Annotated in this window: 10 protein-coding genes and 1 pseudogene; 3 read left to right on the top strand and 8 right to left on the bottom strand. The window is 41.2% G+C overall.

Annotation, left to right across the window (positions count from 1 at the left end):
- The first annotated feature begins 2 nt into the window (after nucleotides 1–2).
- The 3 genes and pseudogenes from QX565_RS08405 to QX565_RS08395 form a co-directional block, all read left to right on the top strand.
- Nucleotides 3–1,352, top strand: a complete 1,350-nt coding sequence (locus tag QX565_RS08405) for a TolC family protein (RefSeq protein WP_289292445.1) — start codon at nucleotides 3–5, stop codon at nucleotides 1,350–1,352.
- Between the two features lie 187 nt (nucleotides 1,353–1,539).
- Complete coding sequence (gene pelA, locus QX565_RS08400) at nucleotides 1,540–2,634, top strand: pectate lyase (RefSeq protein ID WP_289292443.1); 1,095 nt, start codon at nucleotides 1,540–1,542, stop codon at nucleotides 2,632–2,634.
- A gap of 336 nt (nucleotides 2,635–2,970) precedes the next feature.
- Nucleotides 2,971–4,425 (top strand): annotated as a pseudogene (locus tag QX565_RS08395) (family 43 glycosylhydrolase); the annotation flags it as partial.
- Between the two features lie 161 nt (nucleotides 4,426–4,586).
- Here QX565_RS08395 and QX565_RS08390 read toward each other — a convergent pair.
- The 8 genes from QX565_RS08390 to QX565_RS08355 all read right to left on the bottom strand — a co-directional run bounded on the left by QX565_RS08390 (nucleotide 4,587) and on the right by QX565_RS08355 (nucleotide 20,885).
- The gene (locus QX565_RS08390) at nucleotides 4,587–6,740 is read right to left on the bottom strand and encodes an alpha-N-acetylglucosaminidase (protein ID WP_289292441.1); all 2,154 of its coding nucleotides are present in this window, start codon (nucleotides 6,738–6,740) and stop codon (nucleotides 4,587–4,589) included.
- 13 nt (nucleotides 6,741–6,753) lie between these two features.
- Nucleotides 6,754–7,914, bottom strand: coding sequence for an acyltransferase (locus QX565_RS08385; RefSeq protein WP_289292439.1), 1,161 nt, complete (start codon nucleotides 7,912–7,914; stop codon nucleotides 6,754–6,756).
- Between the two features lie 104 nt (nucleotides 7,915–8,018).
- Complete coding sequence (locus QX565_RS08380) at nucleotides 8,019–9,671, bottom strand: fumarate hydratase (protein WP_221650896.1); 1,653 nt, start codon at nucleotides 9,669–9,671, stop codon at nucleotides 8,019–8,021.
- Nucleotides 9,672–10,550: 879 nt separating this feature from the next.
- On the bottom strand, nucleotides 10,551–13,049 hold the full coding sequence (gene galB / locus QX565_RS08375) for a beta-galactosidase GalB (RefSeq protein ID WP_289292437.1): 2,499 nt from the start codon (nucleotides 13,047–13,049) through the stop codon (nucleotides 10,551–10,553).
- Between the two features lie 5 nt (nucleotides 13,050–13,054).
- Nucleotides 13,055–15,046: a beta-N-acetylhexosaminidase gene (locus tag QX565_RS08370; RefSeq protein ID WP_414429716.1), complete on the bottom strand. Its 1,992-nt coding sequence runs from the start codon at nucleotides 15,044–15,046 to the stop codon at nucleotides 13,055–13,057.
- Nucleotides 15,047–15,144: 98 nt separating this feature from the next.
- On the bottom strand, nucleotides 15,145–17,103 hold the full coding sequence (locus tag QX565_RS08365) for a RagB/SusD family nutrient uptake outer membrane protein (RefSeq protein WP_221650894.1): 1,959 nt from the start codon (nucleotides 17,101–17,103) through the stop codon (nucleotides 15,145–15,147).
- An 18-nt stretch (nucleotides 17,104–17,121) separates the two neighbouring features.
- Nucleotides 17,122–20,373, bottom strand: coding sequence for a SusC/RagA family TonB-linked outer membrane protein (locus tag QX565_RS08360; RefSeq protein ID WP_221650893.1), 3,252 nt, complete (start codon nucleotides 20,371–20,373; stop codon nucleotides 17,122–17,124).
- A gap of 23 nt (nucleotides 20,374–20,396) precedes the next feature.
- Nucleotides 20,397–20,885, bottom strand: coding sequence for a hypothetical protein (locus QX565_RS08355; protein ID WP_221650892.1), 489 nt, complete (start codon nucleotides 20,883–20,885; stop codon nucleotides 20,397–20,399).
- Nucleotides 20,886–20,928 lie beyond the last annotated feature (43 nt).

Here is a 20,928-nt window from a genome sequence, read left to right as displayed (position 1 = left end):
AGATGGATAAGAAGAAACTTTTAATCTCCCTACTCGCTCTCTGTACCTGCTCTCCCTTCCTTGGGAGAGGCTTCGGAGGTGAGGTATCAGCACAAGAGGTCTATACTTTGAAGTCCTGTCTGGAAAAGGGATTACAAAACAACTATTCACTACGTATCATTCATAACGAAGAACAGGTGAGTAAGAATAATGCTACTCCGGGGAATGCCGGTTATCTGCCTACTCTCGACTTCTCAGCCGGATATAAAGGTACGGTGGACAACACGCAGACCAAAGTACGCGAAAGCGGAGAAACGATCAAAGAAAACGGTGTATTTGACCAGACAATCAACGTGGGACTCAATCTCAACTGGACTATCTTTGACGGATTCAATATCCAGGCAAACTATAAGATATTGAAAGAGCTGGAACGCCAAGGTGAGACCAATACACGTATTGCCATTGAAGATTTCATAGCGAGCCTTGCCGCCGAATACTATAACTACGTTCAGCAAAAGATTCGTCTGGCCAATCTGCATTATGCCGTGAAACTTTCCAAGGAACGGTTACGCATTGTAGAAGAACGTTATCACATCGGAAACTTCTCCCGACTGGACTATCAGCAAGCCAAAGTAGACTTCAACGCAGATAGTGCCAAGTATATGAAACAGCAGGAGCTATTGCATACCTCACGTATCAATCTGAATGAACTAATGGCAAATGCCAATGTAGACCAGCCGCTCTCTATCGTAGATTCTATTATCAGAGTCAACGCCAACTTAAACTTTGAAGAATTATGGGATGCGACTCTGGCTACCAATGCCTCTTTGCTAAAAGCTGATCAGAATACTACGATAGCCCAACTGGACTATAAGAAGATAAACTCCCGCAACTATCCGTATCTGAAACTAAATACCGGCTATGGATATACGCTCAATAAGTATGATATAGCTGCCAATAGTCAACGTGGTAATCTGGGATTCAATGGTGGGTTGACTGTAGGTTTCAATATATTCGATGGCAATCGCCGCCGGGAAAAAAGAAATGCAAGTATTGCCATTAAGAATGCCCGTTTGCAACGTCAGGAAGTGGAGCAGGCCCTACGGGCTGACATCAGTAACCTATGGCAGGCCTATCGCAATAATCTCAAAATGCTGAATCTGGAACGTCAGAATCTTGTTGCAGCCAAAGAGAATCACGAAATTGCCATGGAACGTTATATGCTTGGAGACCTTGCAGGTATCGAGATGCGCGAAGCCCAGAAAAGCTTACTTGATGCCGAAGAACGTATCCTCTCTGCCGAATATGATACCAAACTTTGCGAAATCTCGCTGTTACAGATTAGTGGTAAAGTATTGAAATATCTGAATTAGTGATAAGTGAGTAGTGATAAGTGATTAGTACCATGCGGTATAATTGCGCAGCCAGCTAATCACTTATCACTACCCACTCATCACTAATTACCAATTTTCCCCCTATATAAAACAATTTTTACCGTCCCTTTCTTCCACTTTCCGCTACCTTTGCCTCCATACAATAAGTTTTAAACAATAACAAACCATGAAGAAATTAGTATTGATGGCTTTGTCATGTTTCTGCCTGACAAGCCTTTCTGCCCAAACGGACAATAATTACAAAGAAAAGCATCCTTATAAAGACTGGGTAAAAATTGCACCGCAGTTTGATGACGCTTTCTTCAAAACGCCGGAAGCCACCCGCATTGCCGACAATGTATTACTCTATCAACAAACTACCGGAGGATGGCCCAAAAACATTTACATGGCTGCCGAATTAAACAAAAAAGAACGCGCAGAGGCACTCAAGATGAAAGAAAATGTAAATTTGAGTACCATTGACAATAAAGCTACCATTACAGAGATTAATTACCTGGCCCGCATCTATTTAGCTACTCAGGACAAGAAATATAAAGACGCTGTACTCCACGGATTGCAGTACCTTTTTGAAGCACAATACGAAAACGGAGGCTGGCCACAGTTTTACCCCCGTTCCAAAGGATATTACATTCATATCACGTACAATGATGATGCAATGATCAATGTAATGAAACTCCTGAGAGACATTACTAAAAAGAAAGCTCCTTATACCTTCCTACCCGATTCTATTATTCAAAAAGCCCAGGTAGCTTTAGACAAAGGAGTAGATTGTATTCTGAAAACCCAGGTAAAACAAAATGGAAAATTGACCGTATGGTGTGCACAGCACGACCGCGAAACACTTGCTCCTGCCAAAGCACGTGCCTATGAACTCCCATCACTGAGTGGACAAGAATCTGATGACATCGTATTGTTCCTTATGTCGCTCTCTAAACCTTCACCGGAGGTGGTCACATGTGTTGAAGCAGCAGTAGAATGGTTCAAAGAGTCGGAAATAAAAGGATTGAAAAAAGAATACTTCACCAATGAAGAAGGTAAAAAAGACTACCGGATGGTTCCTTGTACAGACTGTGCCCCTTTATGGGCACGTTTCTATGAGTTGGATACCAACCGTCCTTTCTTTTGTGACCGTGACGGGATCAAAAAATATGATATCTCGGAGATTGGATACGAACGCCGCAACGGATACAGTTGGTACAATAACGGTGGATTGAAAGTATTAAAGAAATACGAGGAGTGGAAAGAGAAGCTGCAGAAATAATACTGCCTTTCAGTTAAGCCTCAAGATAACCGTTCCCATTGTTTGCAATAACACCTTGTAAGTTGTAAGCAATGGGAACGGTTATTAAATAACAGAGCTATCTTCCTCCGCCAAGGTATGAAATAAGCAATATCTCCAATCCTTCGATTTACGATGGAGGGTTATTTATTTCTTTGTATGAGACAAATGAGCACAAAATAGACAGAATTGTATCATTAAGCAGCAAGCAAATGAATTACTTTTGCCTATCGTTTAATAATTCAAAATACAAATCCTTTAAATCAAACAAACCGTATGACACAACTCCCCTCATCAAAACTTGTTTGGAGAAACACATTGCCAGGTCTCTTTTCTCTCTTATTAATCTTCTTGTCGAACTCCCATCTTAGTGCACAAGAGTATCCAAAGCTGATTCTGCCGGGCGATTATCCCGATCCATCTATCATGCGCGATGGTGACGATTATTATATGACACATTCTCCCTTTACTTATAAACCGGGACTACTCATCTGGCACTCGAAAGACCTACTGAACTGGGAACCGATAATCCGTGCCCTACCCGACTTTGAGGGTTCGGCATGGGCCACCGATCTGCTTAAATACAAAGATACCTACTATGTATACTATCCTTCGGCAGGTACAAACTGGGTGATCTGGGCAAAAGATATCAAAGGTCCTTGGAGTACCCCCGTCGACTTGAAAGTTAGTGGAATCGACCCGGGACATATAGCCGATGAAAACGGCAATCGGTATCTGTATGTGGACAATGGAGCAGTCATCCGCCTCACAGACGATGGGTTGGCCACCATTGGTGAGAAAAGGAAAGTGTATGACGGTTGGAAATATCCTAACTCATGGGAAACGGAGTGTATGTGTCTGGAAGCTCCGAAGTTGAACTATCACAATGGTTACTACTACCTTACTTCGGCACAAGGAGGAACTGCCGGCCCGGCAACGAGCCACATGGTTGTTTCTGCCCGGTCAAAGAACATTACCGGTCCCTGGGAAAACTCCCCATACAACCCCATCGTGCATACATATAGCGCGGCAGACGATTGGTGGTCTAAGGGACACGGTACGCTGGTGGATGACGTTAATGGCAATTGGTGGATATTCTATCATGCTTATGCCAAAGACTATCACACATTAGGGCGGTCTACCCTGATGGAACCTATCGAATGGACAGCAGACGGATGGTTTCGTACCAAACAGACCGTTACACCGATAGTGACACGGCAGCAGATAAAGCAAGGCATGGAACTTTCGGACAACTTTAAAAAACCAGAATTAGGTCTACAATGGACTTTCTGGAAAGAGTATGCCCCGCAGGCAGTTTCGATTGAACGGGGTACACTGTGGCTGAATGCCAATGGAGAGACGCCTGCCAATGGACGTACCTTGTTGGTAAACGTAGGAAATAAACAGTATGAAGCGCAAGTGGAGATCAAAGTAGGCAAAGCGAATACAGCCGGATTAATTTTATTCTACAACGAAAAGGCTTATGCCGGAGTCGCTTCCGACGGAATAAAGTTCACCCTCTATCTCAATGCGGAAAAGAAACTGGAAATTCCCAATACATTGGGCAAGCACTTTATCGCCAAAATACGAAATCAAGGTAATCGTGTAACCATCGCCGTTAGCAAGAACGGGAAAAAATGGATTTCGCTAATAGATAATTTGGATGTATCTGCTCTGAACCATAACAATCAAGGGGGATTCTGCTCCCTACGCGTGGCACTTCTCTCGACCGGAGAAGGCAGAGCCGGCTTCAGCAGTTTCCGCTATCGTGACAATTTTTTGTAAGAGCAAGAAGTGAGTTACTTTACAACGGATGAAGGTAGTACATTGATATTATGTAGTCATCCCTTAAAAGTATATTTCAGAGAAACATCTCCTGCAATGAGTGCTTCGCTGATTAAAAATACCGACTATTTATCCATGTAGAAAAGGAACTAAAAGCAATCCCCAAGAACTTGTTTCGCAGTATCCACACAGCCTCCTTCCGGTTCAGCTTGATACGGATTCGTTCTTTTTACCCAAGCTTCTTCCACTGCGTAGAAATCTGTTTCCGGAATCGTTTCCCCTTCCATCTTACGGGAAAGATTATCAAAGTATAGCTTCCAACGCACATAATAGAAATCTTTCAGCAGACCGTTCCACTCCTTATGTGCATAATCCCGAAGACCTCCCCTTTCGGCAGCATTCCGGTTTCCCCAAGTGGTAACCTGTACACGGGCATTCCATTCGTACAACGCTTTCTCTTCAGGAGTAACACCCAAAGCACGAGCGCTGTTAATCCATCCTCCCAACCGAAACTCTGCACGAGTACCCAACAATTGATCCTGCAACAGTATCAGATTCAGGAATTTCTGAGAAGCCATTGCAAAAAGTTCTTTATCACCTGCACGATAAGCAGCCGTAACCGCTTTCTGCATCAGCCTTCCTTTCTCAGCAATAGCCTGACGAACAACATCTACCAAATCGTACTCAAAGTTAGTATTCCCTCTATACCGGTCGGCCACAGAAACCATCAGACGGACAGCCTCTATCACCTCTTGCGGGTCATAATAATCTTTCATTTCCGACCAACTGGAGACCTGATAAACATCCAATCCCGGACGGGCACAGAACACCGACTCATGTGTTCCTTGCTGGGTCAGCTCCTTCGGAGCATTATAGATAGAATTTGCCAGCTTGCCCCAGGCCAATTGCAGAGCCGGTTCGTCTTTACCATAACGTGCTTTAACATATCCTTTCAACCAGTCTTCTTTCGTAAAACGCTCCGGACGCCAAGGCAACTCCATCAACAGTTCGTACATCACAGGATTGTTTTCTATCCCTTCGGGTGTCATGCCTACTCCTTTCAGAGTAGCGCAGGCCCGGAGATTTTCTTTCGCTAAGTAGTAGTTATCGATCACGTTGTCCATCTTCCCATGTAATCCGACATTGGCACCATAATTCAGTAACATACAATATACCCAATTATGCTTTCCATATCCATCTTTACGATACCACTCTGATTCCGGGTCACCCCATTGCGGCCGGCACTCACTTGTGAGATCAAGTATTAATAAATCTCCGGTATCCAAATTCTTAATCAGTTCAGGACGAGGATTTGCCTGCCACGCTTGAATCACCCAGACAGCTTTCGGATTCGCCTTCTTCATGGCTTTCATTACAGCTTTACCTACAGCATCCAAATTAACACCGTCCGTATTACCCCCCTCATGGAAAGGATCCATTGAATAGTAGTTTGCCTTGCCATATAGTTTTTCCAGCTCTTTGTAATAGAGTGATGATATCTCTTCAAAACGCGAATCGTCAGGTTGAAGAAAAGCAGGGCGACGATAACCACACCACACACCGGGATCGGAAACATTCAAACCTAACTTTGCTTTTGCATTGTGAGGCACCATTCCACAATATCCCGGCAGGACGGGTTCTATCCCATACTCATGCATTCGTTTCAGAATTTTCTTCTGAAGTGACACCTGCTGTGTATACCAATGATCCGGATTCGGGCCACCCCATCCTTCAAGATTATTCATCAGCCACCAAGCAAAGAAGCCCGGTCCTGAGATGAACTCATTTATCTCCGTCTTGTTATATCCCAGTTTCTGAAGCACATTATACCATACTGTTTCCGTTCCGGTGATCGCCAAAGGAAGATTGATACCGTGCAATGCCATCCAGTCAATCTCTTTCTCCCACCGTTCCCAGTCCCAGAATGCCATGGAATAGGAGTATGTACAATAATTCAGATCATAACGCCACGGTAATTTCGTCTCATGGCGCTCTTTCTTCATTACAGGAGGAAGAACATCCGGCAGTGTAGCTGTCATCCCGTTCCATGAAAGATGAATACCGGCATAATACTTCAGATACCAGTTCAGCCCGGTTGCTATGCTGACAAAGTTATTTCCCCGAATCACCACCCGGCTACCTTTCTGGTCAAGTTCAAAGAAGTCGGTATCAGACTTCACCTCTTCAATAATAAACTTCTTTGAAGCTCCTCTATCGATACGCTCTAATAAGCCTGAGATGGGAGAAGCTGAGACGATGGTTGTAATCACAGCTAACAGCAATACTACACCAATCCGTTTCATTGTATTCTATAAATTAACCGACAATGTATTTCGCACCTTTACTAAAATACCGATAAATCATCGCTACAAAGAGCCATGAGATACAGAATGCCACCACGGCAGCGAGTGGAATCTGGATACTTATAGGAACGTTCAGGGCTCTCATAAGAAGTACGGAAGGTCCGGTCAGGAAGTAATGAACCATATAGATACCAAAGCCACAAAGTGTAAGATTGGCCAAAGCTTTCCGTACACGTTCCGAACGAATCTCCGCTTTCTTTGCCAGCATAAACACAGGAATCGTCATCATCACCACATTGATAGAACAGTAGGTGAAGAAGAGTTCGTACATTTCGGGCGTACATTCCGGCAATGCAGAGATATGGCGGAAACCAAAGAATGTAATAACATAGCCAACAATAAACATCGGGATGCCGATAGCCAATGTCTTACTCAAAGACCAATCAAGATTTCTCAGATAATGTCCCAGTAACAGATAACCATTGAATCCGGCAAAGGCATAGAGCATGCCAAAGGAATTCCAGGAACAAGTACCCCACAGATATTGAGCTACAAACTGATTGTAGTAAGGCAAGAATAGCGTGATTCCCCATACCAACAGAAACCAGAGTTTGGCACGTTCGGATGCCTTCTCCACCCAGGCTGAGAAAATGGGCATATAAAGATAAAGTCCGATCAGCAGATAGATATACCACATGTGTACAGCCAGAATAGAGAAATTGAAAGGTATCTCCAATATATATTGAACAGCCACAGAGAGCGACTGACGCATTACATCTTCTCCGGCATAAGGGAAGAAATCAAGTACAACCTGAGGGCTAAGTCCCAACAGCCCGGTCACCCACGGAAAAATATTGTAAATAACCGACCAGATAAGGAAAGGGAACAGCACACGCGGAATACGCTTCTTATAAAATACAGAGGCATCGCCACGTACCGGTAACAGCAAAGCGCCGGTAATCATAACAAATAAAGGAACACACGGTCGTAACGCCGCACCATAAACAGCTCCCCAGAATTTGATTTCATCAATATTGGGAGCGTCGCCCGGATAAAAATTGAAAGGGTCCGTGCAATGGCAGCAGACCACGGTAAACATGGCTATCAGTCTTACGACATCCAGCCAGACAATGTGATTCTTTTGTTGCAGTAGTTCAGTCGGTGCTTGTTTCATGATATGTATAAGGTGTTAAATTATAAAAAGGGCACCTGTACTAATCTAAAATACAGATGCCCAAAAAGTTACTCAAATGTTACAGATGATACATAGTCGCGGCATTACTTACCTTCGCAACTACCACCTGCACAACGCGGTTTAATCTGTTTGAAAAAGTCATTGCCTTTATCATCTACCAGAATGAATGCCGGGAAGTTTTCTACTTCAATCTTCCAGATAGCTTCCATACCCAGTTCGGGATATTCCACACATTCAATGCTCTTGATATTGTTCTGAGCAAGGATAGCTGCAGGGCCACCGATAGAACCCAGATAGAAACCGCCATACTTCTTACAAGCATCAGTCACCTGCTGGCTACGATTACCCTTGGCAAGCATAATCATACTTCCACCGTGACTCTGGAACAACTCTACATACGAGTCCATACGTCCGGCAGTAGTGGGGCCCATAGAGCCACAGGCCATTCCCTGAGGAGTCTTGGCAGGACCGGCATAGTAAATCGGATGATCCTTAATATACTGAGGCAGATCCTCACCACGGTCCAAACGTTCTTTCAGCTTAGCATGAGCGATATCACGACCTACGATAATTGTTCCGTTAAGTGACAGGCGGGTAGATACCGGATACTTAGTGAGTTCTTTCAGAATCTCCTGCATCGGACGGTTCAGATCAATCTTAACCGCATCGCCTTCACCTGTATTGCGGAGCTCAACAGGAATCAGGCTACCCGGATTTTCATCCAGTTTCTCAATCCAGATACCATCTTTATTGATCTTACATTTAATATTACGATCGGCAGAACAAGATACGCCAAGACCTACCGGACAGGAAGCACCATGACGGGGCAAACGGATGATACGTACATCATGTGCCAGGTATTTACCGCCGAACTGTGCACCAAGTCCTATGCGCTGAGCCTCAGCCAGTACTTCTTTTTCCAGTTCGATATCACGGAAAGCACGACCGTACTCATTTCCGGTAGTAGGCAGTTCGTCATAATAATGTGTAGAAGCCAGCTTCACGGTCAGCAGATTCTTCTCAGCCGAAGTACCCCCAATCACGAATGCAATGTGATAAGGAGGACAGGCAGCTGTGCCCAACGTCTTCATCTTCTCCACAAGGAAAGGAACCAGCGTACCCGGATTCAGGATCGCTTTTGTTTCCTGATATAAATAAGTTTTATTGGCAGACCCACCTCCTTTGGTCACACAAAGGAATCTGTACTCCATGCCTTCTGTTGCCTCAATATCGATTTGGGCAGGCAGGTTACATTTTGTATTCACCTCATCGTACATGTTCAAAGGAGCATTCTGAGAGTAACGCAGGTTCTCTTCGGTATACGTTTTGTAAACACCGAGTGAGAGTGCTTCTTCGTCACAATAGCCAGTCCATACCTGCTGTCCTTTTTCACCATGCACGATAGCCGTACCGGTATCCTGGCAGAAAGGCAATACACCTTTAGCTGCAACTTCTGCATTACGCAGGAAAGTGAGTGCTACGTATTTGTCGTTATCACTTGCTTCGGGATCGCTCAGAATCTTTGCCACCTGCTCGTTGTGCGAACGGCGCAACATGAACGATACATCACGGAAAGCTGTATTAGCCATAGCCGTGAGCCCCTCTTTCTCTACTTTCAGAATCGGATTTCCTTCAAACTCGCTTACCGATACATAGTCTTTGGTAAGCAGATAATACTCAGTCTTATCTTCTCCATGTTCAAACATGGGTTGATACTTAAACGGAGGTGTTGCCATATCTTTACTTTTTATTACGTAATGTTAGTTAGTGAGGCAAAGGTAATAATAGTTTTCCGAAGTACAGAAAATGGAGGGCTAAAAAAGATAAACAGAAAAAGGCGGTTACCGGGAGAATCTTGTCAAGAGCAGATTTATTGATTCTTAACTGAAAAGAGGACATTTCGGGAGAAAATGGCTGTTACATTGCAACACAATAGCATTTGCATCGCAACATACCGGGAAATGCATCGTAACATAGTAACAAACGAACCGTTACATGCCGAGATATTTTCGGTAAGTACCGGGAAGAATTGTAGAAAACACCCTACTCACAAACGTTCTATTGGCTATATACATAAAAATAAGGAGAAAGCTTAGACTTCCTCCTTATATGTGTAGTTTAACTGAATCTACTTTATAGTTACAGTGACAAAGATACGATATAAAATGTAAAAGTCAAGTTTCCGAAAGTTTATTTTAGGCGAATGGCTCTTATTACTTTCCACAAGACTATAGAAAAATTGACTAATCCTATCAAAATTACAATAGAAAATTCGATATACTGCTCTTTTGCTGGATGAAAAAATATATATAAGAGCGTAAACAAGCATACATATGCTATGGAATATACAAAGAAAAGAATTAAGAATAGTATATTATAAACTTTGTTCTCCCAAAACAGCCGCAAGACGCACAATGCCAATGCAATGGCTGCCGACACAACAACCTCCATCATCCCCATGCCTCTACACAGCAAGAGTAATAAAGCTTGAATCATCCAGTATATAGCCCATATTCGTTCCATAATCAATCTTTGCTAACTTTCATAAATCGCGCTAATTTAATAAGAATAAACGTATATTTACTAATTGGCCCCAAATTAATCAACAAGATTTTCTATCGGCTTTCAATCACAAGAGTAGCTTTCTTCAATCCTTTACCGGTAACTTCCAATACAATTTTCCCTGCATTATCCGAAGATTGCACTATTGCTGTCATCATGCCATTGAAAGCATGCATCTGAGGCAAGTGAAACAAATCCAGACAAGCGGGATCTCCATTGGCTCCTGCACGATAAGTACCTGCACCTTTTACTTTAAAGTTTAACAGATGCCCCGCACCAGGACAAAGGCTACCCTCTTTATCAACAATCCGCACAGTTACAAAAGACAAATCTTTTCCGTCAGCCTGAATTTCTTTCCTGTCGGGAATCAACTCAATATGGTGGGGCACGCCAGCAGTATGTATCTCTTTCTCAGCGACTGCCTTCCCATCCTTATCATAAGCCACAACCTTTATCGTACCCGGCTCGTAACGGGTATCCATCCACATTAACCGATAACGTTTCTGACGTTTGAATTCACGCATAGAAACAGAGTCTTCGCTATTGAATAAGGTGACACTCATGTCTTTGGTACGCTTACCCTGACTTTTACCATTAATAAACAGTTCGGCCGAAGGATAATTGGTATAAACAAAAACCGGAGTTACTTCTCCTTCACGCCCTTTCCAATTCCAATGCGGAAGAATATGTAATGTTTCTTTCTCCCCATTCCAATGGCTGCGATATAAATAATAACGATCTTTAGGTAAACCGGCAAGATCTACTATACCAAACAAAGAAGAGTGGCTGGGCCAATCGGTATAGTAAGGAGTAGGTTCACCTAAATAATCAAAACCAGTCCATACAAATTCACCAATACAATAAGGTAAATCTTCGTGCTGAATGAAATCATCTTCGGGCAGATTGGACCAGGCACAGAATTCTACATCGTAAGAAGAGGCTTGATGATCATCATACTTCTTCATATCCTGACGTACTACCGGGAATTTATAAACTCCCCGGGAACTAACCGTAGAAGCCGTTTCACTACCAAGTATTATTTGTTGCGGTAGCTTTGCATAATTTATCTGATATCTGTGCGGACGATAATTAAAACCGGGAATATCCAAAACAGCAGCCATATTGTTTTTTATAACCACATCCGGTGCATCCATTCCCATAGTTACCGGACGTGTAGGGTCTTCCCGATGGCATATATCCTGTAAATAACGGGTTATTTTTGCTCCTAACTCCGCATTGCTCCACTGCTCGGTAACTTCATTTCCGATGCACCACATAACAATACTCGGATTGTTCCGAAACTGGTGTAACAAGTTAATCATGTCTTTTTCCGACCATTCTTTAAAATTCTGATGATAACCGTTCACACATTTAGCCTCCATCCACTCATCGAAGGTTTCAGCCATCACCATCATCCCCATTTCATCACAAGCTTTTATCAATTCGGGCGCAGGCATATTATGAGAAGTACGAATGGCATTACAACCCATTTCTTTCATAATACGAATCTGCCGACGAATAGCTGCATCGTTTACAGCACCACCCAATGGCCCTGAATCATGATGTATGCAAACTCCTTTAAAATAAGTCTTCTCACCATTCAGAAAGAATCCTTTATCGGGGATAAACTCGAGTGAACGAATACCAAAAGTAGTTACATGTTCATCTAACAATGTTTGCCCGGAATATATCCTGGAATATGCTTTATATAAATCAGGAGTATCAGGCGACCATAGTAAAGGTGATTTCACTATGAAATTCTGTTCGAAAACATTCTCATCACCATATTCTAATAACTTTTCTCCATGATCTATTATCCTGCCATCCTTATCCTTGATTTCTGTAATAATACGATATCCTACTGAGTTTGGCATGCCTGCATCCAATCTCGTTTTCAAATTCACTTTGGCAAAATCTTTATTTACTACCGGAGTAGCCAATTGTGTCCCCCATACCGGAATGTGTACCGGATTATTTATCCGTAAATGCACATTACGATACAAGCCTGCTCCCGGATACCACCGGGAAGATTCCGGCTTATTTTCCAAACGGACTGCTAATGTATTAACGACCTTTTCTTTTAAATAAGGAGTTACATCTAAATAAAAAGAGTTATAACCATAGGGCCAGTATCCGACCTTATTACCGTTAACATAGACCTGAGCATGGCTCATGGCACCGTCAAAAATCAAAGTAGCTTTTTTATCTTTCGTAAATTCAGGAACTTCAAATTTCAGGCGATACCATCCTGTACCTACAAACGGTAATCCTCCTGTCCGTCCGGCATGTGCCATCTCAGTTTCCTGTCCATCCTGCACAATCGCGACCTTCTGCAGGTCATTATTCCTATCGAAAGGACCATAGATAGCCCAATCATGGGGGATTGTAACCGTTTGCCACGAAGTATCATCACAATTGGCAGCACTAAAACCAGCATTGTCTTCACGGGTAAACTTCCAGCCCTTCTCTAAATAATGTTCTGTGCGAACCTGTGCTTCTGCATACCAAAGCTGCACAATTAAAATAAGTAGTAGATTTATTCTTTTCATCATAAGAGTTACTCTTTACAATAGTTATAAACTTTAAAATTACTAATATGGCTCCTGAACTTCCCAGCCTTTTCCAGTGGAAACACAAGCGTCCGGTAATACTCTAATGAATCTTTTCCCTGGTTATAATAATTCATTTGAATATTCATATGATCTATTACTTTGCCATTCACTTTTAACGTAGTAGAACAACTGTCTCCACTGATCTGTATATGATCATTCTCTCCGTCACGAACTTTATATCTGAACGTATTCAAATAGCCATCGCGTGCAAACCCTAATAATCCACAGATCGGATCGGACAAATAAAAAACAGCATTAGGTGAGCGGAACAGTTCTGTTCCTTCTGTTTCATTCATTGATTGAAGGTCAAAAGAAACTGTATAATTATAACCAATCTCAGTCAGCCCGATCGCAGAACCAGGAGTTATCTCTTCTGTTTCATATACCAATGACGTCCCATCTCCCACCCGTGCCAGTTGATTCACTCCGGGTGCTTCACTCAGTATTTTGCGCTTTTTATTGAAATCGGCAAAAGATAAAGATGCCTGATCCCTTGTCCACGTTTTTACTGATAGCGTTTGCATGGCAGGAAATATCCGATGATGAATATCTTTAATAGAAATCCCATTCCCAACATGGTCATTCCATAAAGCAAACATTCCCCCAAGAATAGCCGGATTGTCCTCAGCCAAAGCTTCTCCTCCAATCTGTCCAGGGGTCCATTCTTCATACAACTGCTTCAAATTCAAATAGTCATGGTAATAAGGAGCACCCGGAACAATATATAACAATCTGTCCGGAATACTAATCAGCTGATATCCCTCTGCAATCATGTCTTTGGGGTTGGCAAAACCAATGGACCAGTTACTCATGATAACGTTTTCCGACTTAACCGGGGTTTCTCCTTTGGCATGTGTCAATGCTCCCCATAGACAGGCTTGTTTACCATAACTTTCTACCAGACGAATGTAATGATCGGTAAAATACCGGAATTTTTCCACCACTTTCCGGTCTTCATTAGAATATTCATCCGTACCGATGTGGACACGTTTTCCACAAAACACCGGATCATCTCCTTCCAGATATTCTTTGAAAAGTCCGTCTAAAAAATCATAGGTTTTAGACGAAAAAAGATCCAGATGATCCATCCCATATTTCTCACTACCTATTTCGGGCATATATTGAGAGAAACATAATGAATGTGCAGGTACATCGATCTCCGGAATTATTTCAATTCCATAATTCACAGCCCACTTCTGAAACTCTCGAAACTCAGCCTTTGTATAAAAGCCATCAAAAGCAGTCAAACCCGGATAGGTATCGGACTCCAGTCGGAAAGCAGCATATGTCTTACCCCAGTTATGATCAAAATATTGCTTAAATCCATTATCATTCAAATGAATTTGTAGCGTATTCATTTTATAATAGGACATCACTTTCACCAGATCATTCAGATAAGACATCGGAATAAACTTACGTCCGCAATCGAGCATAAAGCCACGGATAGATGAGTCGGGATAGTCGCGGATAACTCCTCTTGGGATTCGCAGATTATCATTCTGTTCTGCGAGTTGTAATAGTGTACGGGTTCCCCAATAGATACCGATAGCCTCAGGTGCAGATATCACTACACGATCTGATAAAACAATCGAATATCCCTCTTTACCTAAATGTTTATCAGGATGTAATACGATTTCAATATCACCAACCCGGGATGCTCCGGAGACAATCTGTAACTTTCGATTAAACATTTTATAATAATCATCAGATAATTGCTGTGCAATACGTACTAAATCCGGCTGCTTCTGATTATACACAATTCTCGAACCTTCATCGAATGTAAAATAGCCTTTCTTTACCGTCCATTCCTTTAGTTCAGGAATAACAAATGGCTTATCTGTAACTTTTGCTATGCAGAAATCGCATAACAAGCAAAACATAATTAACAGAATATTTCTCAATGTATCAAGCATGGTTCTCTTTCTTTTAATCTTCATCTCAAAACTGTAATTCATTAATAAACAGAGCCTCAGGGGCATTACATTCTGTGCCGAAGAGACTCCATTAAAATATTTACTTCCACAAAAGAAATCTATTAATCATAGTCATATTCATCATTACCTGCAGCCACGCCAGCACTCTTATAAGGCCATCCAGGACTCTGATAAATAGTAGATGTAGAAGCATCTGAGTTTTGAGATGTCATAATAATTTCACTTACAGGTACGGGATCCAAATAATGTGCTTTCGGGAAGTTATAACCGCCATAAGCTTTATCCGAAATATATCTTCGGTGAGGACAAATACGTGCACCATCACTTTCCGGACTAACAACACCTGCTTTGTTTAACTCAGACAGGACATAACGAGTATAAAACTGATCCCAAAGATTGAAACCCCTCATCACATACCCTTCATTATCATCCATTGGATTTTTATTTCCTTTCGCATTCATCATATCCAAAGCTCTCCAACGGCGTAAATCATCCAAACGGAATCCTTCGGCAATAAATTCACATCTACGTTCACGACGGATGTTATACAAGGTCTTATCTATCAATATCCCTTTAGACCACACAGCCAAATCATTCTCTTTATCCAAGTCGGTATGATCGATTGTATATTGATAATTAACATTTACCTTTGCCCGAGTTCGCAAAGCTTCCCAAAAAGTTTTACAATAAGAATCTAATGCATTATGTCTTTCGTAATAAGCTTCCATATAAATCAGATAAGCTTCTGCCAAACGAAATATTGGAGTATCCGTAATTCCTTTGGAAAATTCATTGGCCTGCTCTGGATTCGTAACATGATACTTACGAATTTCATACCCCGTGGGAGAACCTGTTTCAGTAGTGTTAAGGATACGTGGTATCCCCAGATAAGATGCAGCAACATTATCGTAAGCTTCCACATTCAAATCACCAGGTTTATTAACGGATACTACCAAACGCTCATCACGATCTATCATCTCCGTTACAATAGAAGTATCTCTACGTTCTTCCACATATTCATCTGAAGCATAAATTGGTAATCCATCTTTCATTAAGAAAGAGTTCACTAATGCTTGTGTATATCCACAATTATTAGAACCGGCAGCCAATAGTTTTGGTACACTGTGAGCTACCGCCCCAACAGCATATTTTTTCACCAATATCATTTCTGAAAGCTTCTCCGTGCCGGTAGAATTGAATAAAGCCTCATAATTATCGGAGAGCGTTCTACCCTCTGAAGCTTTTTGCGCATATTCAATAGCTAAATCAAAAAAATACTCAATTTCTTTTTCAGCACTGCCACTCTTAAAAGCAAAATCAGGATGTGCTTTCGCGCCAAACCATTTAGGATTACCAGGGACAAACACTGTATTCGCATGGTACTTCTCCCACGTAGCCTCAAACAATGCCACACGTGCCAACATCAATTGGGCGCAAGCTCTATTCAAACGATTCATCTGAGGAGCAGCTGGTTGTAATAATCCACATGCAGTAATTAAATCATCGATAGCAAAACGTGCTACTTCATTACGAGGTTGCCGTATACTAACCAACTTCAATTCTTCTTCATTATCACTTGGAACTTTATTTATAATCGGAGCATCGCCAAAGGATTTCAGTAATCTGAAATGCTCATAAGCCCTAAAGAAATAGAATTCACCCAGATAATGATTAATATCGGCTTCTGGCCCACTTATTACACCAGCTTTCATTCGTTCCTCTATCAAAGCAATAAAGTAATTAATTTCACGGAGATCCCCAAATTTCCATTCACTATTTTCCAGATCAGGTGTAACTCTACTGCCTGGATAAAAATTAGAATCCGACCATCCTCCACACTGATTGTCGCTATTGTTGTCTACAGTAAATAATCCATCTTTCTGGGGTTCATTATTTCCCGGAAAAAGCTCATAAAAGTTATTTGCAGCATCCCGCAAATCAGTGGAAGTATTGAAATAAGTAACCGAAGAACCAAAATCCAGCGGGGTACGTTGCAAAAAGTCATCGCAGGAAGAAAGCAACCCCATTGTAACCAATACTATTATTATATTTTTTTTCATTTCTATAATCCTCATTATTTAGAATGTTGCAGATAAACCAATTGAATATGTACGGAACATTGGATAAGTCATACCCGGCCCCCAAGTTGCCGATGACAATCCGATAGCTTCCGGATCATAAATACGCAAAGGAGAGAATGTCAGAAGATTTTCACCAGATACATAAACACGAAGTTTCTTAATAATTTTGCTCACCCTCAGATTTTGAGGTAAAGTATAACCAATAGTAACATTCTTCAAACGCAAATATGCCCCATTTTGAAGATAATAATCATTCACCTGATTGTTTGCAGCATCCGTCCGGGGACGAGCGTAATAAGCATCCAGATTCTCACCAAAATAGTTATCTGCATACCTGAAATAATCCATATGTTCTTTGGCTATTGGACGGTCATAGGCATCTCCTATACCATCAAAGTTACTAGCTGTAAAATACAAATCTCTTTTACCGATACCCTGCCAGAACATACTGAAGTCGATAAATTTCCACACCAATGAACCACGAAATCCATATTGATATCTGGGAGTAGAATTACCAATCACATCTAAGTCGCCACGATTATCCCAAGTATTAGAACCATTGTCAATTTTGCCATCATTATTCAAGTCCTCATACATAAAGTCACCACCTCCCCATACTTTAGAAAAAGCGCTTTGGTCGTGTCCGGCTGCAATCCATTCATTCATTTCATCATCATTCTTAGCAATACCGTGCACCCGATATCCATAAATATCACCAAAATGTTTACCTGTAAAAAACTTACCTTCTTTCAATGGTTTATCGGCAGAATCATACTTCAGTATCTTTTCAGTATAGTCACTCACCGAAGCGCTAATCTCATAACTCCAATCGGAATTAATACGATCACGCCAAGCTATTTCAAGCTCCCATCCTGTAGTACGAAATTCAGCATTGTTTGTATCAGGCACCTCTGCTCCAAAAACATTAGGCAACGCTTTGGCAGGACCAACCATCTCCTCCGTAGTACGTTGGTACCAGTCAAAAGATGCACTCAAACGATTTGACAATAACGCGATATCAAGACCTAAGTCTATCGTTTTAACTGTTTCCCATGTTATACTGGTAGAAAATGGCTTCGGTGCAAGAATACTCCCTATTTGAGAACCATCAAAAGTATATGAGGGAGTCCCAGTTTCTACATGTTCAAAATATGGATATATATTTTTTGTATTCTGATTACCCAAAGAGCCATACGATGCTCTAAGTTTCAACATATCAAATCCTTTATCTCTCAAGTTTTCAAAAAAGTTCTCCTGAGCAATATTCCATCCGGCCGAAAAAGAGGGAAAGTATCCCCAACGTTGATTCGAAGGAAAACGGGAAGCAGCATCCGTACGGAAGTTTGCTTCCAATAGATAGCGGTCATTCCATGAGTAATTAATACGAGCAAATATACCGAGAGTAGCCCAATCGCCTTTACTATTGTAACCAATAAGATTACTTTCACCAGAAGTTGACGGAAGAAATGGAGTATCATCAAGAATAACTCCCGTGCTTCCCACGGCTACTTTATTCGTTTTATAGTATTCAAGTTGTGTACCCAGCAACACTTTAAAATAATGTTTACCAAACTTTTTCTCATAATCCGTTCTGGCATTTGCATTATAATAAGTTATATGCGTATTCTGCTCCTCATACCAACGGTCTCCAGCAGCCGGTTGTATATCAAAACCACCATCTTTGACCTTATAGTCTCCACTACTAAGTCCCTTGAAAACAGGTATATATCTTTCCTCTCCGTTAGGTAATACTTCTTGTAATTGTTTAATCTGACGAGTATAAGTAGGCGTTTCAATACGGTTAGAAAAGTCAACGTATATTTTCCAGTCCTTTACCGGTTCAATAGTTAACTTAAACTGGTTGTAGAATAATTGATTATTAGAAACCTGCTGCCCTCCATCACGCAACGCCGGAACAAAAGAATATGCATTATAATCACCGTTTGGCATAGTTAGCGGAGTTGTAGGAAACAGTTTACTTAGATTTCTAAAAAACAAATCATTCATAGCAGAAGGTTTGTCAGTAGTTTCAGACGTCAAACGTGTATTCCATGCAAATGAAATTTTATCATTGATTGTGAAGTTAAAGTTACCATTCACAGAAAGTGTATTATACTCATCTTTCATATAGTTATATAAACCGTTTTGTTGGTAATATCGTCCCGAAACATAGTATGTCAACTTATCATTGCCACCACTTAAATTCACATTATGTTCCTGAGAGTAAGATATTTTTTTCAGGTAAACATCATACCAATTTGTATTGGCCCATGTTCCACTTTCCCATTCCCAATCATCCATAATCGTTTCACCACGAGGTCCTGTACCCCATTCTATATGTTTATCATTACCATCTTTATCATACATCTTTTGTCCTTGCTGATAAGCTAAAATCTTGTCCAACATACCCTGTCCAAAAAGAGCACCGCCACCAGCATTCTGATTAGCATCGTTAGAAACCAATGCGTGTGTATATGAATCGACCATATGAGGAGTATTCAACGGATTTTGCATACGGATATTCCCGCTATAAGTGACAGCAAGCCCTTTCTTACCTTTCTTTGTAGTAACCAAAAGTACACCGAACGGAGCACGTGAACCATAAATAGAAGCAGCGGCTGCATCTTTCAACACTGAAATATTCTCAATATCATTCGGATTTACCAGAGACAAATCACCTTCAATACCATCAATCAACACCAAAGGGTCTCCTTTGGACGATGTCCCTACTGTACCCGTACCACGAATATTTATATTCATTTTTTGTCCGGGGGCTCCTCCATTATCATTCGTAATACTCAAACCTGCTACAGCTCCTTGCAAGCCAGAGACGACATTGGTTATCGGGCGTGCATCCAGTACTTTTACATCAACACTTTTCACTGCACCTGTCAGATTCTCTTTCTTCTGCGTACCGAATCCAACTATAACCACTTCATCAATCATCTTTGAGTCTTCAACCAATTTAATACGCAAACTGTTTTTATCTCCTACTGATACTTCTTGTTGGGCATATCCGATAAAAGAAAAAATAAGATTGGATTTTCTACTTGGTACTTTAATCGTAAAATTACCATCTATATCAGTTATTGTACCTGTTGTACCATCCTTTAGAGTAACATTTACACCCGGAAGCCCCATATTCTCACTGTCGACTACTATCCCTGTGATTTTTAATTCTTGTGCAAAAACTGTTGTTGCACAAAACATTAAGCAACACAAAAATAATTTAATAAATAGACTTTTCATTTTGACATAATATTAGATGATGTTTAATAATTTCCCTTCTGAAAAATGACATACTTCTTCACACAGGAAGAGTCACCTGTTGTAAAATAGATATAAGCGCGACGATCCTTAACACTCGTATTTACTTTTACGCTTGAAGTTGTAGTAGAATTACCTCCCCCAAAAGTAGGTTGCGGATTTGCGAGCCAGGTTATTGAACCTGTTGCTGCCCATGCTTTTTGCTTTGAGAGCTTCCAGCTTGCATTGGATGTAATATGGAATATAAAATCAAAAGCCTCTTTATCCAACACAATTGAATCTCCTGTTTTTTGAAGAATCTTTTTAGAACGAAGTAGGGTATCGACATCCAAATTAGTTCTGTCAAGAGGATAAGCTTTGAGAACGACACCTGACGCATCTTTGACTTCAATCTCCATGGTAATTTCTTTTTTAGAATTAGAGTCATCATCGCAAGCCCAGAAAAAAAGAAATAGCATTGCAAAAAATAGTGGAATAATAAATTTGTTCTTCATAATAATTAAAATTAAGTTCACTTCAAATTTGGGAACAAAAGTA

Source organism: Bacteroides sp. 41_26, from assembly GCF_949740115.1.
Taxonomy (GTDB): domain Bacteria; phylum Bacteroidota; class Bacteroidia; order Bacteroidales; family Bacteroidaceae; genus Bacteroides; species Bacteroides nordii.
This window is presented reverse-complemented; position numbering and strand designations above follow the sequence as displayed.

Excerpts from the sequence above, each read along its gene's own strand:
- QX565_RS08405 (WP_289292445.1), top strand. The coding sequence starts at position 3 with ATGGATAAGAAGAAACTTTTAATCTCCCTACTCGCTCTCTGTACCTGC.
- pelA (WP_289292443.1), top strand. The coding sequence starts at position 1,540 with ATGAAGAAATTAGTATTGATGGCTTTGTCATGTTTCTGCCTGACAAGC.
- QX565_RS08390 (WP_289292441.1), bottom strand. The coding sequence starts at position 6,740 with ATGAAACGGATTGGTGTAGTATTGCTGTTAGCTGTGATTACAACCATC.
- QX565_RS08385 (WP_289292439.1), bottom strand. The coding sequence starts at position 7,914 with ATGAAACAAGCACCGACTGAACTACTGCAACAAAAGAATCACATTGTC.
- QX565_RS08380 (WP_221650896.1), bottom strand. The coding sequence starts at position 9,671 with ATGGCAACACCTCCGTTTAAGTATCAACCCATGTTTGAACATGGAGAA.
- galB (WP_289292437.1), bottom strand. The coding sequence starts at position 13,049 with ATGATGAAAAGAATAAATCTACTACTTATTTTAATTGTGCAGCTTTGG.
- QX565_RS08370 (WP_414429716.1), bottom strand. The coding sequence starts at position 15,046 with ATGAAGATTAAAAGAAAGAGAACCATGCTTGATACATTGAGAAATATT.
- QX565_RS08365 (WP_221650894.1), bottom strand. The coding sequence starts at position 17,103 with ATGAAAAAAAATATAATAATAGTATTGGTTACAATGGGGTTGCTTTCT.
- QX565_RS08360 (WP_221650893.1), bottom strand. The coding sequence starts at position 20,373 with ATGAAAAGTCTATTTATTAAATTATTTTTGTGTTGCTTAATGTTTTGT.
- QX565_RS08355 (WP_221650892.1), bottom strand. The coding sequence starts at position 20,885 with ATGAAGAACAAATTTATTATTCCACTATTTTTTGCAATGCTATTTCTT.